General features: G+C 44.3%; 13 protein-coding genes and 1 other annotated feature. Of the genes, 10 read left to right on the top strand and 3 right to left on the bottom strand.

All coding sequences use genetic code 11. The features are described from left to right. Positions 1-160 precede the first annotated feature (160 nt). From murC to motS, 8 genes are all read left to right on the top strand, one after another. Positions 161-1,459 carry a UDP-N-acetylmuramate--L-alanine ligase gene (gene murC / locus NSQ16_RS15355; RefSeq protein WP_003229274.1) on the top strand — a complete coding sequence of 433 codons (1,299 nt, stop codon included), beginning with the start codon at positions 161-163 and terminating at the stop codon, positions 1,457-1,459. Between the two features lie 161 nt (positions 1,460-1,620). Next, complete coding sequence (locus NSQ16_RS15350) at positions 1,621-2,043, top strand: DUF948 domain-containing protein (RefSeq protein WP_003229276.1); 423 nt, start codon at positions 1,621-1,623, stop codon at positions 2,041-2,043. A gap of 30 nt (positions 2,044-2,073) precedes the next feature. After that, positions 2,074-2,529 carry a YtxH domain-containing protein gene (locus NSQ16_RS15345; protein ID WP_004398549.1) on the top strand — a complete coding sequence of 152 codons (456 nt, stop codon included), beginning with the start codon at positions 2,074-2,076 and terminating at the stop codon, positions 2,527-2,529. A gap of 23 nt (positions 2,530-2,552) precedes the next feature. After that, the gene (ytxJ, locus tag NSQ16_RS15340) at positions 2,553-2,879 is read left to right on the top strand and encodes a bacillithiol system redox-active protein YtxJ (protein ID WP_038429472.1); all 327 of its coding nucleotides are present in this window, start codon (positions 2,553-2,555) and stop codon (positions 2,877-2,879) included. 235 nt (positions 2,880-3,114) lie between these two features. After that, on the top strand, positions 3,115-4,191 hold the full coding sequence (locus tag NSQ16_RS15335; RefSeq protein WP_003223454.1) for a bifunctional 3-deoxy-7-phosphoheptulonate synthase/chorismate mutase: 1,077 nt from the start codon (positions 3,115-3,117) through the stop codon (positions 4,189-4,191). Positions 4,192-4,466: 275 nt separating this feature from the next. After that, positions 4,467-5,471 (top strand): catabolite control protein A, encoded by a 1,005-nt coding sequence (gene ccpA / locus NSQ16_RS15330; protein WP_003229285.1) that lies wholly within the window; start codon positions 4,467-4,469, stop codon positions 5,469-5,471. 62 nt (positions 5,472-5,533) lie between these two features. Continuing rightward, positions 5,534-6,352 carry a flagellar motor protein MotP gene (motP, locus tag NSQ16_RS15325; protein WP_014477672.1) on the top strand — a complete coding sequence of 273 codons (819 nt, stop codon included), beginning with the start codon at positions 5,534-5,536 and terminating at the stop codon, positions 6,350-6,352. After that, the gene (motS, locus tag NSQ16_RS15320; protein ID WP_003229290.1) at positions 6,342-7,070 is read left to right on the top strand and encodes a flagellar motor protein MotS; all 729 of its coding nucleotides are present in this window, start codon (positions 6,342-6,344) and stop codon (positions 7,068-7,070) included. Before motP ends, motS begins: the two co-directional genes overlap by 11 nt. Before the next feature lie 10 nt (positions 7,071-7,080). Here the strand turns inward: motS and NSQ16_RS15315 are convergent, their stop codons facing one another. Genes NSQ16_RS15315 through acuA form a run of 3 tightly spaced genes read right to left on the bottom strand, consistent with a single transcriptional unit; the run spans position 7,081 to position 9,544 of the window. After that, the gene (locus tag NSQ16_RS15315) at positions 7,081-8,244 is read right to left on the bottom strand and encodes an acetoin utilization protein AcuC (RefSeq protein ID WP_230488329.1); all 1,164 of its coding nucleotides are present in this window, start codon (positions 8,242-8,244) and stop codon (positions 7,081-7,083) included. Continuing rightward, complete coding sequence (locus NSQ16_RS15310; protein WP_003229294.1) at positions 8,241-8,885, bottom strand: acetoin utilization AcuB family protein; 645 nt, start codon at positions 8,883-8,885, stop codon at positions 8,241-8,243. Before NSQ16_RS15310 ends, NSQ16_RS15315 begins: the two co-directional genes overlap by 4 nt. A 26-nt stretch (positions 8,886-8,911) precedes the next feature. Further along, positions 8,912-9,544 carry an acetoin utilization protein acetyltransferase AcuA gene (gene acuA / locus NSQ16_RS15305; RefSeq protein WP_014477669.1) on the bottom strand — a complete coding sequence of 211 codons (633 nt, stop codon included), beginning with the start codon at positions 9,542-9,544 and terminating at the stop codon, positions 8,912-8,914. Positions 9,545-9,703: 159 nt separating this feature from the next. On the opposite strand from acuA, the gene acsA reads away from it, so the two are divergent. Together acsA and tyrS are read left to right on the top strand one after the other, a co-directional pair. After that, positions 9,704-11,422, top strand: coding sequence for an acetate--CoA ligase (acsA, locus tag NSQ16_RS15300; RefSeq protein ID WP_004399030.1), 1,719 nt, complete (start codon positions 9,704-9,706; stop codon positions 11,420-11,422). A gap of 54 nt (positions 11,423-11,476) precedes the next feature. Further along, positions 11,477-11,713: a binding site (T-box leader), on the top strand. Between the two features lie 50 nt (positions 11,714-11,763). Beyond that, positions 11,764-13,032, top strand: a complete 1,269-nt coding sequence (gene tyrS, locus NSQ16_RS15295; RefSeq protein WP_076458264.1) for a tyrosine--tRNA ligase — start codon at positions 11,764-11,766, stop codon at positions 13,030-13,032. Positions 13,033-13,043 lie beyond the last annotated feature (11 nt).

Below are 13,043 nucleotides of genomic sequence, written 5' to 3'. Positions count from 1 at the left end.
TCTTGATATCTGGGTTTAATCGGAAAGAAATAACCTGATACTAAACATAACAAAACATATAAAATACGCCGCTAAGGGAGGCTTTTCAGCCGCCGCGGTCGCAAATTGAAATGAGCGTCATATACTGGGGAACAGATAGACGTTTGTTGGAGGTACAATTATGACTGTTTATCATTTTGTTGGAATAAAAGGGACCGGTATGAGTCCGCTTGCCCAAATACTTCATGATAATGGATATACTGTCCAAGGATCGGATATCGAAAAATTTATTTTTACGCAAACAGCGCTTGAAAAAAGAAATATTACGATTCTTCCTTTTAGCGCGGAAAATATTAAACCCGGCATGACAGTCATCGCCGGAAACGCATTCCCAGACACGCATCCTGAAATAGAAAAAGCGATGTCTGAGGGAATTCCGGTGATACGTTATCATAAGTTTTTAGGCGACTACATGAAAAAATTCACGAGTGTTGCCGTTACGGGCGCACACGGCAAAACGTCGACTACGGGTCTGCTGGCTCACGTGATCCAAAACGCAAAACCGACGTCTTTCTTAATCGGAGACGGAACAGGCCAGGGAAATGAAAACAGCGAATACTTTGTGTTTGAAGCGTGCGAATACCGCCGCCATTTCTTAAGCTATCAGCCAGATTATGCGATTATGACGAATATTGATTTTGATCACCCTGATTACTTCTCAAGCATTGACGATGTATTTGACGCTTTCCAAGAGATGGCTCTTCAAGTCAACAAAGGCATTATTGCCTGCGGAGACGATGAGCATCTGCCGAAAATCCATGCGAACGTCCCGGTTGTGTATTATGGCACGGGGGAAGAAAATGATTTTCAAGCCAGAAACATCGTAAAAAGCACGGAAGGGACAACTTTTGATGTCTTTGTCCGCAATACGTTCTATGATACGTTTTATATTCCTGCGTACGGCCACCACAATGTATTAAACTCATTGGCGGTCATTGCGTTATGCCATTATGAAGAAATTGATTCCAGCATCATTAAGCATGCTCTCAAATCCTTTGGGGGCGTCAAACGCAGATTCAATGAGAAGCAGCTTGGGGATCAAGTGCTGATCGATGACTATGCTCATCATCCGACAGAAATAAAAGTGACAATCGAGGCGGCAAGACAGAAGTATCCTGATCGGGAAATTGTCGCGGTATTCCAGCCTCATACATTTACACGGACGCAGCAGTTCCTTGACGAATTTGCAGAAAGCCTGAGCGGCGCCGACTGTGTGTATTTATGCGATATTTTCGGCTCAGCCCGTGAGAATGCCGGAAAGCTGACGATCGGTGATCTCCAGGGAAAAATTCATAATGCCAAGCTGATTGAAGAAGATGACACATCTGTTTTAAAAGCTCATGATAAAGCCGTTCTCATCTTCATGGGAGCAGGAGATATCCAAAAATATATGAGAGCCTACGAAAACGTCATGGCATAATAAAAAGCAGTGATCTCACTGCTTTTTATTTATCTGATGGGAAAGCTTATTAAAGGATTTTCTTACATAACGGAGAATAGTATGTATACAGCCCAGTACACATGTTTATGATTGAAGAAAACGGGTAAACAGCAGTATATCCTGCAGCAAGGAGGTTTGAGATGATTATTATTCTTTATTTGAGCGTTGCACTCATCGCAGTTGCATTTCTCGTATTAGTGATCTACTTGTCTAAAACATTGAAGTCATTGCAGCTGACACTAAAAAACGTCGCATCCACTCTTGAAGGGCTGGAGGGACAAATGAAGGGCATCACAACTGAAACAGCCGAGCTTTTACATAAGACCAACCGCCTGGCTGAAGATATTCAGGAAAAATCAGAAAAGCTGAACACGGTCGTTCATGCTGTTCAAGGAGTGGGAGCTTCTGTACAGCAGTTCAATACATCCATGAAACAAGCGGCAGGGTCTGTATCGGCATCAGTTAGAGAAAATCAAGATAAGATCAATCAAGTTGTCACATGGAGTCAAGCAGCAATGGAAATTTGGGAGAAATGGAAGCAAAAGAAAAAATCAGCCCTGTAAGAGAAAAAAATACTAAGAGGAGGAATAATGATGAGCAAAGATGGAATTAATAGTAAAGATTTTTTAATCGGAACTTTAATCGGGGGAATCATCGGTGCCACTACAGCTCTTTTTCTAGCGCCTAAATCAGGCAAAGAACTTCGCGACGATCTTGGCAGCCAAGCTGTTGCTTTACGGGACAAAACTGATAAAATGACGGCAGATGCGAAGGAAAAAGGCACGCAATATGTCAGCATCGCAAAAGACAAAACTTCCAACATCACACAGCTTGTAGCGGATCAGTCTGGGCAGATCATGAACAAGGTAAAGGATTTAAGAGACCGTTCCAAATCTGACAAAACGGATTCATCGACTGCAATGCAAGATATGAGGGAAGAAGCGATGCAGGCAGCTGATGAAACAAAAGATCAAGTCCTCCAGACGAAAGAAGATGTAAAAGACGAACTGAAAGATGCACAAAAACAGGCTGAGCAGTTGAATCGCTGAGCAGGGAAGGAAGAGCTTGAGTCATGGCTAAACAGCTTATTCAATCTGAGGAAGAATTTAAACGGATTGCAGAACAGGAAGGCGTTTTCGTCTTCTTTAAACACAGCACCACATGCCCGATCAGCCAGGCAGCATTTCATGAGTTTGATGCCTTTGCAAATCAGCATGAGGATGTGCCGGCTTACTATCTTCAAGTACAAGAAGCCCGGCCGCTGTCAAATTTCATTGCAGAAACATATGAGGTCAAGCATGAAAGCCCTCAGATATTCATCATCCAGAACGGTGAAGTGAAATGGCATACCTCACATTCACAAATTACAGAAGCTGCTATTGAGCAGCATTTGTCATAGAAAAAAGCGTCCAGATATCATCTGGCGCTTTTTTTTGTAAAAAACCCTTGAACATTGCCCTCACATCATGTAGGATAGCTTCATAGATTACTTTATCACTTAAAAGCGTTTGGGTGATAAAGTAGAGTTTTTATAAAATTTTTTGTATTTCAGTATTTCCATTTGGAATTACTTATAGTAAGATGCATGATAACTACAAAATAAAAAATGAATGTGCAGGGAAAGGATGAAAAAAATGAGCAACACAGAGTTAGAGCTTTTAAGGCAGAAAGCAGACGAATTAAACCTACAAATTTTAAAATTAATCAACGAACGCGGCAATGTTGTAAAAGAGATCGGTAAAGCGAAGGAAGCACAGGGTGTCAACCGATTTGACCCTGTCAGAGAACGCACAATGTTAAACAATATCATTGAAAACAATGACGGGCCGTTCGAAAATTCAACCATCCAGCACATTTTTAAAGAGATATTCAAAGCCGGTTTAGAGCTTCAGGAAGAAGATCACAGCAAAGCGCTGCTTGTCTCCCGCAAGAAAAAACCTGAAGATACAATTGTTGATATCAAAGGCGAAAAAATCGGAGACGGCCAGCAAAGATTCATTGTCGGCCCATGTGCGGTAGAGAGCTATGAGCAGGTAGCTGAAGTCGCTGCAGCTGCGAAAAAACAAGGGATTAAGATTTTGCGCGGTGGAGCCTTTAAGCCTCGTACGAGCCCATACGATTTCCAAGGGCTTGGTGTTGAAGGCCTTCAAATTTTAAAACGTGTAGCGGATGAATTTGATCTGGCGGTTATCAGTGAAATCGTAACTCCGGCTCATATCGAAGAAGCGCTGGACTACATTGATGTCATTCAAATCGGAGCGCGCAACATGCAAAACTTCGAATTGCTGAAAGCGGCCGGCGCCGTGAAAAAGCCAGTGCTTCTGAAGCGCGGTCTTGCTGCAACGATCTCTGAATTCATCAATGCTGCTGAATACATCATGTCACAAGGAAATGACCAAATTATCCTTTGTGAGCGCGGAATCAGAACATATGAAACAGCAACGAGAAACACGCTGGATATTTCAGCTGTGCCGATTTTGAAACAAGAAACGCATTTGCCAGTCTTTGTTGATGTTACGCATTCAACAGGCCGCCGTGACCTCTTGCTTCCGACAGCTAAAGCCGCTTTAGCGATCGGTGCTGACGGCGTAATGGCTGAGGTTCACCCTGATCCGTCAGTCGCACTTTCTGACTCTGCTCAGCAAATGGCGATTCCTGAATTCGAAAAATGGCTGAATGAACTGAAGCCAATGGTGAAAGTCAACGCTTAATTGAACAATCCAAAAGGCCGCGCCTGCGGCCTTTTTTTATGCTTTCTCGTTTATTTAGTTATAAAAACCAAGTATACGTTTTCATCATCTATAAAAACGTGTATAATTTCATGAGAAGTAATTAAATTTGATGAATAATGAAAAATAATGTACACTACTGACTTACGCTTACAAATCATAAACGACATAAATTCGGACATTATGACATTTCTCTACATAAAGTGTTTATGCTATAGATAAGGATAAGTGTATCCAGTAAAAGGAGTGGTTTTAGGATGAGCAATATTACGATCTACGATGTAGCGAGAGAAGCTAATGTAAGCATGGCAACCGTTTCCCGTGTCGTGAACGGCAACCCGAATGTAAAACCGACAACGAGAAAAAAAGTCTTGGAAGCCATTGAACGTCTCGGTTACCGTCCAAACGCGGTGGCAAGAGGACTGGCAAGTAAAAAAACAACAACTGTAGGTGTCATCATTCCCGATATCTCAAGCATTTTCTATTCAGAGCTTGCGCGCGGAATTGAAGATATCGCGACAATGTATAAATACAATATTATTTTGAGCAACTCTGACCAAAACATGGAGAAAGAGCTGCACTTGTTAAACACAATGCTCGGCAAACAAGTGGACGGCATCGTGTTTATGGGCGGAAACATTACGGACGAGCATGTGGCGGAATTTAAGCGTTCTCCAGTGCCGATTGTACTTGCCGCTTCTGTAGAAGAGCAGGAGGAAACACCGTCAGTCGCTATCGATTACGAACAGGCGATTTATGATGCCGTGAAGCTTTTGGTTGATAAAGGACATACAGACATCGCGTTCGTTTCCGGACCAATGGCAGAACCGATCAACCGTTCGAAAAAACTCCAAGGCTACAAACGTGCGCTTGAAGAAGCGAACCTTCCGTTTAATGAACAATTTGTAGCTGAAGGGGATTACACATATGATTCCGGACTCGAAGCACTGCAGCATCTGATGAGCCTGGATAAAAAACCGACAGCCATTCTTTCTGCAACTGATGAAATGGCACTCGGCATTATCCATGCTGCTCAGGATCAGGGCTTATCCATTCCGGAGGATCTCGACATTATCGGCTTTGATAATACAAGATTAAGCCTCATGGTTCGTCCGCAGCTTTCAACAGTTGTTCAGCCGACATATGATATTGGCGCCGTTGCGATGAGACTGCTGACGAAGCTCATGAATAAAGAGCCGGTTGAAGAGCATATCGTCGAACTGCCGCACCGTATAGAGCTAAGAAAGTCAACCAAGTCATAAGAAAAACAAAGAGCAAGCTTCACCTTTATGGTGAATTCTTGCTTTTTTCATGGGGAGAAATGATGAAACGTTTTGATTATCTTACACCTGTTGGATTTGTGTTAGGAACGATTATTATTGTTATCGGGATTATTTCGGGATCGGGAGTAAGCGGTTTCCGCTCTTTTCTTGATCTGACCTCTTTCTTCATCGTAACAGGGGGACTTTGCGCCGCTGTTTTTATCAGTTTTCCGCCAAGAGAGCTGAAAAAAGCGCCCTCTGTATTAAAGCAGGCATTCATCCGCCAGGAAGACAATGTGAAAGATCTTGTGAAAACCTTTGTTTCCCTTTCCGATCACGCGCGAAAACACGGGCTTTTATCATTGGATGATCAGGCTCGGGAAATCAAAGATCCATTCTTGAAAAAAGGGCTGCTTTTAGCGATTGACGGCTGGGATGAAGAAACGATTCGGCTCGTCATGGATTCAGAAATCGCAGCAATGGAGGAACGGCACCGCAAAGGGCGGCGAGTTTTTGAAAAAGCGGGAGAATTCGCTCCGGCGTGGGGAATGATCGGAACACTCGTCGGGCTTGTGCTGATGCTTAAAAACTTAAATGACCCGCATATGCTCGGACCAAACATGGCCATTGCGCTTCTGACGACTTTATATGGTTCATTACTGGCAAATATGGTCTTCAACCCGATCGCGGCTAAGCTTGAAGAGAAAACAGAAAGTGAAATTTTCATCAAGCAGGTAATGGTGGAAGGGATTATCGGTGTTCAATCCGGAAAAAACCCGCGCAACCTTGAAAGCCAGCTGGTCGTTTTCAGCTCACGGGAAGAATGGCAGAAGCAGCCAAAACAAGTAAAAACAAAAAAGGGATCTGTACATGAAGCTTAGAAGAGAACGTTTTGAAAGAAGGAATGGAAGCGGAAAAAACAGTCAATCTTCATCCAGCTGGATGGTAACCTTTACAGATCTGATCACCTTGATCCTTGTGTTCTTTATTTTACTCTTTTCGATGTCCCAAATCGATCTGCAAAAATTCAAAGCGGCAGTGGACTCGATCCAGAAGGAAGGCAACGGGCTTCAGCCGGACCAAACATCCATAGAAAAAAAGAATACATCCCCATCTGATACGAAGAAGCAAGAGGATCAGCAGGATCAGCTTCTCAAGAAAGTAAATACATATATAAAAGACAATCATTTGAAGGCCCAAATGACAGCCAAACGGGATGAACGCGGTGTCGTGCTCGTTCTTCAGGAGGCTGTGCTGTTTGATACAGGTGAGGCAAAGGTGCTGAAAAATGCCGAAACACTTCTTCACCAAATTGCCGTTCTTCTTCAAACCATTCCAAATGACATTCAGGTGGAGGGGCATACAGACAGCCGAAACATTTCGACATACCGATACCCGTCGAATTGGGAGCTATCAGCAGCACGGGCAAGTGGAGTGATTCAATACTTCACGTCAAAAGAGAAGCTTCCCTCCAAGCGCTTTATTGCTGTCGGTTATGCGGATACAAAGCCGGTAAAGGATAACAAGACAAATGAACACATGAAGGAAAATCGGCGTGTGGAAATAGTGATTAAAAAATCAAAAACGACCTCTTCGTAAAGGTCGTTTTTTACTTTGTTCTTTGCTGTTCAGAACGTATCGCATATAATGCTTTGCTGACAGTTTGGGCATTTTTTTCTGTGATTTCAGGCTTGCGGGGAATCGGAGGATATAAATCAGCCGGATCGCTCCAGCTCGACGGAAGGGCCACGGGGCATTGTTTTTGCCATTTAGCAATCCATTCCGGCGGGATCTCGTATCCCGGATCAATTCCCTTCATTTCAAGCCATATTCTGGCCCAGGCGCGGGGCACGACACGCCAAATATCATATCCGCCCCCTCCGACTGCAATCCATTTCCCTCCGCAATATTGATGAGCCAAAGTGTGTGCAAGACGGGGGATTTCTTCGTATATATTGATTGTTGCTGATAAATGCGTCAGCGGGTCGTAGTAATGGGCATCGGCGCCGTTTTGGCTGATAATGACATCAGGCTCGAAATACGCGGCGACTTCTGAAGCTGCTGTCCGGTAAGCCTCAAGAAAAGAATCATCCTCTGTAAAAGCGTCAAGCGGAATATTAAAGGAATAGCCATATCCTTTTCCGCTGCCTTTTTCTTGGATCTGGCCGGTTCCAGGGAATAAATACCTTCCTGTTTCATGAATGGACAGCGTGCATACGTCAGGATTATCGTAAAATGTAAATTGCACACCGTCCCCGTGGTGGGCGTCCGTATCAATATAAAGCACTCTGGACCTATATTTTTTCTGGATATATTGAATCGCCACAGCGCTGTCGTTGTATATGCAGAATCCTGATGCTCTCCCGCGAAAGCCATGATGAAGCCCTCCACCAAGGTTTGCCGCATGCAGGGCTTGTCCTGACATGACCCAGTCTGCGGCCGTTAAAGTGCCGCCGACCAAGAGTGATGCCGCTTCGTGCATGCCGGCAAAGACGGGTGTGTCTTCAGTGCCGAGCCCGTAGCTTTCTCCTTCTTCAGCGGGAAGCTTTCCGGCGCCCGCAAGCTTTACGGCCTGAATGTAATCGTCCGTGTGGACAAGGGAAAGCTCCTCTTCTGAAGCGAGTCTGGGGGTGACAATGTCTCCATCATCAAAGGCATTGATCGTCTTAAGCAAATCATATGTTAACAGAACCCGCTGCTGATTAAAGGGATGCTCCTGATGAAACATATAGGTTTGGTAGGATGGAGAATAAATAAATACACTGTCTCTCATAGCAGATCCCTTTGCTCTGACGGCCATACGACGTGGTGTCCATTTCTTTGTAATGCCTGCAAAAACGGCAGCGGATTCATCGTTTTTACACGGAAGACAAGCACTTTTACACCGGGATCGTCATGCGGATAAACAAGCACGCTTAATATTTTCACTTGAAGGTCTTGGCAAAGACTGCTGATCTCAGCGAGGCTTTTGGTGATGTCGTTTACTTTTATCTCAATTTGCGAGCCCGGCTGGTCAGCGCCTGTCAATTTGACAAACGTTCGCAGCAAATCGGTTTTTGTTAAAATGCCTATTAATTTTTGATGGTGTACCACTGGAAGGCAGCCGATGCCATGCTCGTAGAACACGGCTGATATTTCTTCGACAAAATCTAACGGATGGGCGCAGACAACATCCTTTTTCATAATTGAATCTACGCTTCGTGTGAGAAATAGGCTTCGTTTGTTTTCTTCAAAAATACTCGGGCTGGCCTGTTTCATGTCCCTGTCTGTAATCATGCCGATCACGTGTCGTTCTTCATCTACAACAGGCAGATGCCTGATATGGAATTCCTTCAGTTTGCATATTGCTGTTTCAAGCGTATCTGTCTTCGTTAATGTAATGACATCTCTTTTCATGATTTGCTCAACAATCATTATTTTTTCCCCTTTGCCAGTGTCAGTTAATACATATAACGATGATAAAAACGGAGCCTGTCAAATTGCTCAATTGATTCTTGGCTGACGTTTTTTCCAATGCGGGCCATCAGACAGTTTGCAGGGTGGGAGCTGATCTCCGGCTCATCCGTTGCAAACCAGACCAATCCGCCTGCATTCATCATCTTTTCCATGATCTTTCTGTATTCCCACACATCTTTTTTCATCCCTTTTAAATCCCAATGCCAGTAATATTCTGTCGTCATCACAATGTAGTTTTCCATTTGTTCATCCATCATGCTGACGGTCAGGAGCGTCTTTCCGACAGCGCATCCCCGATAGTCCGGCGCTACTTCGATGGCTCCGAGCTCAATCAAATCCTCCATATTTCCTTCAGACCATCTTTCGAGCGGGTCAGGATATAAATACGTGACATAGCCGACAATGGTTCGGCCGTCTCTGGCAATAATAATGCGCCCTTCGGGAAGGCCTGCAATGTCGACTAGCGCTTCATGCTGCTCGCGAGGCGGGCGAAATGCGGTTAAATCTTTATGAAACTCATAACCTGCCAAATCCTCTGGAGAGACAGGCCCTTCTATCAGTATAGAGCCGGTTGCTGTTTTGATGTTTGCTGAATGGTATGTTTTATGATGTTCCACTAATTCACCGTCCCATCAATTCTTATAAAAATACATGCCTTCTTTAAGAATACCAAATTATAAAGCGTTTTCAACATGGTTTATATTTTAAAAATTGAGAAGAATATGAATATATACTATAATAATTGTGACAACTTCAGCAAAGGGGGATGTTTGGGCATGAATTTGAAAGCGTTACCAGCAATAGAGGGGGATCATAACTTAAAAAACTATGAAGAAACGTACCGGCATTTTGATTGGGCCGAGGCGGAGAAACATTTCTCTTGGCATGAGACAGGGAAACTGAATGCGGCGTATGAAGCGATTGACCGCCATGCCGAATCGTTTCGAAAAAACAAAGTAGCGCTTTATTATAAAGACGCAAAAAGGGATGAAAAATACACGTTTAAAGAAATGAAGGAAGAATCAAACAGAGCCGGGAATGTGCTGAGACGGTATGGAAATGTGGAAAAAGGGGACCGCGTTTTTATTTTTATGCCGAGATCACCCGAGCTTTATTTTATTATGCTTGGCGCAATCAAAATTGGCGCCATCGCCGGGCCGCTGTTCGAAGCATTTATGGAGGGAGCGGTGAAAGACCGGCTTGAAAACAGTGAGGCAAAGGTTGTTGTCACAACACCTGAGCTGCTGGAGAGAATACCGGTAGACAAACTGCCTCACTTGCAGCATGTCTTCGTAGTCGGGGGAGAGGCTGAGAGCGGCACGAATATCATCAATTATGATGAAGCAGCGAAACAGGAAAGCACAAGACTGGATATCGAATGGATGGATAAAAAAGACGGCTTTCTGCTTCACTATACATCAGGTTCCACTGGTACGCCAAAGGGCGTGCTGCATGTCCATGAAGCGATGATTCAGCAATATCAAACAGGAAAGTGGGTCCTTGATTTAAAGGAAGAAGACATTTATTGGTGCACGGCTGATCCAGGCTGGGTGACAGGTACGGTATACGGCATTTTTGCACCGTGGCTGAACGGAGCGACAAATGTCATCGTCGGCGGACGTTTCAGCCCGGAAAGCTGGTATGGAACGATTGAACAGCTTGGCGTCAATGTCTGGTACAGCGCGCCGACAGCTTTTCGGATGCTGATGGGAGCGGGAGATGAAATGGCTGCGAAATATGATCTAACTTCACTCCGGCATGTGCTCAGTGTCGGTGAGCCGCTAAATCCGGAAGTCATCAGATGGGGACATAAAGTTTTTAACAAACGAATTCATGATACATGGTGGATGACAGAAACGGGCAGTCAGCTTATCTGCAACTATCCTTGCATGGATATTAAACCGGGTTCAATGGGTAAGCCGATTCCAGGAGTGGAGGCAGCGATCGTTGACAATCAAGGCAACGAGCTTCCGCCGTACCGAATGGGCAATCTCGCCATCAAAAAGGGTTGGCCTTCCATGATGCATACCATTTGGAATAACCCTGAAAAGTATGAATCGTATTTCATGCCGGGCGGCTGGTATGTGTCTGGGGATTCTGCTTACATGGATGAAGAGGGATACTTTTGGTTCCAAGGCAGAGTTGATGACGTCATCATGACCTCCGGTGAGCGCGTCGGCCCATTTGAAGTGGAAAGCAAGCTTGTCGAACATCCGGCTATTGCAGAAGCAGGCGTAATCGGAAAGCCTGACCCGGTGCGTGGAGAAATCATTAAAGCCTTTATTGCACTCAGGGAAGGATTTGAGCCGTCTGATAAACTGAAAGAAGAGATCCGCCTATTTGTAAAGCAGGGTCTTGCAGCCCATGCGGCTCCGCGTGAGATCGAATTTAAAGATAAGCTTCCGAAAACCCGAAGCGGAAAGATCATGAGGCGCGTGCTGAAGGCATGGGAGCTTAATCTGCCGGCTGGAGATCTGTCAACAATGGAGGATTAAAAGGCGGCGTTGACACAGGATTTTATTTATGTTAAAAATGATATAGCTTCATATGAAAAGGTAAAGATTGAGACAAGTAGAATATCCTTACGTTCCAGAGAGCTGATGGCCGGTGAAAATCAGCACAGACGGATATATCGAATACACTCATGAACCGCTTTTGCAAACAAAGCCGGCCAGGCTTTCAGTAGTGAAAGAACGGACCTGATCCGTTATCAGGCAAAGTGATAAGACGAATGTTTGCATTCTCTTATTAGTAGGGTGGTACCGCGATAATCAATCGTCCCTTCGTGTAAACGAAGGGGCGTTTTTTATTTTAATTAAAAAAGGAGCTTTATCTTATGACTAACTTACTTGAAGACTTATCCTTCCGCGGATTGATTCAGCAAATGACAGATGAAGAAGGGTTAAATAAACAGCTGAATGAAGAAAAAATCCGCTTGTACTCAGGCTTTGATCCGACAGCAGACAGCTTGCATATCGGACACCTGCTGCCTATTTTAACACTTCGCCGTTTTCAGCTTGCAGGGCATCATCCGATTGCGCTTGTGGGGGGCGCGACGGGCCTCATTGGTGATCCAAGCGGAAAAAAAGCAGAGCGTACATTAAACACTGCTGATATCGTATCCGAATGGTCCCAAAAAATCAAAAACCAGCTGTCCAGATTTCTAGATTTTGAAGCAACAGAAAACCCAGCTGTCATCGCGAACAACTTTGACTGGATCGGCAAAATGAATGTGATCGATTTCCTTCGTGACGTTGGTAAAAATTTCGGCATCAATTACATGCTGGCAAAAGATACGGTCAGCTCAAGAATTGAATCCGGCATCTCGTACACGGAATTTAGCTACATGATTCTTCAATCTTATGATTTCTTAAATCTTTACAGAGACAAAAACTGTAAACTGCAAATCGGCGGAAGCGATCAGTGGGGCAATATCACAGCGGGTCTTGAACTGATCAGAAAATCAGAAGAAGAAGGAGCAAAAGCGTTCGGCCTAACGATTCCGCTTGTCACAAAAGCAGACGGCACGAAGTTCGGAAAAACGGAAGGCGGCGCGATCTGGCTTGATAAAGAAAAAACATCGCCATATGAATTCTATCAATTCTGGATCAACACAGACGACCGTGACGTTGTCAAATACTTGAAATACTTTACGTTCCTTTCAAAAGAGGAGATTGAAGCATACGCTGAAAAAACAGAAACGGCGCCAGAAAAACGTGAAGCGCAAAAACGCCTGGCAGAAGAAGTGACATCACTTGTTCACGGACGCGAGGCGCTAGAGCAAGCCATCAACATCTCCCAAGCGCTGTTCAGCGGCAATATTAAAGAGCTTTCCGCTCAAGACGTAAAAGTAGGCTTTAAAGATGTTCCTTCTATGGAAGCTGACAGCACCCAAGAGCTTTCACTTGTAGATGTGTTGGTGCAATCTAAATTATCTCCTTCTAAACGCCAAGCGCGTGAAGACATCCAAAACGGAGCTGTTTACATTAACGGCGAACGCCAGACGGAAATAAATTATACCCTATCAGGTGAAGACCGTATCGAAAACCAATTTACTGTTTTGCGCCGCGGGAAGAAAAAATACTTCCTTGTGACGTATAAATAAGAAAAAGATCC

The organism is Bacillus sp. PS108, assembly GCF_037963335.1.
Lineage (GTDB): Bacteria > Bacillota > Bacilli > Bacillales > Bacillaceae > Bacillus > Bacillus subtilis.
This window is presented reverse-complemented; position numbering and strand designations above follow the sequence as displayed.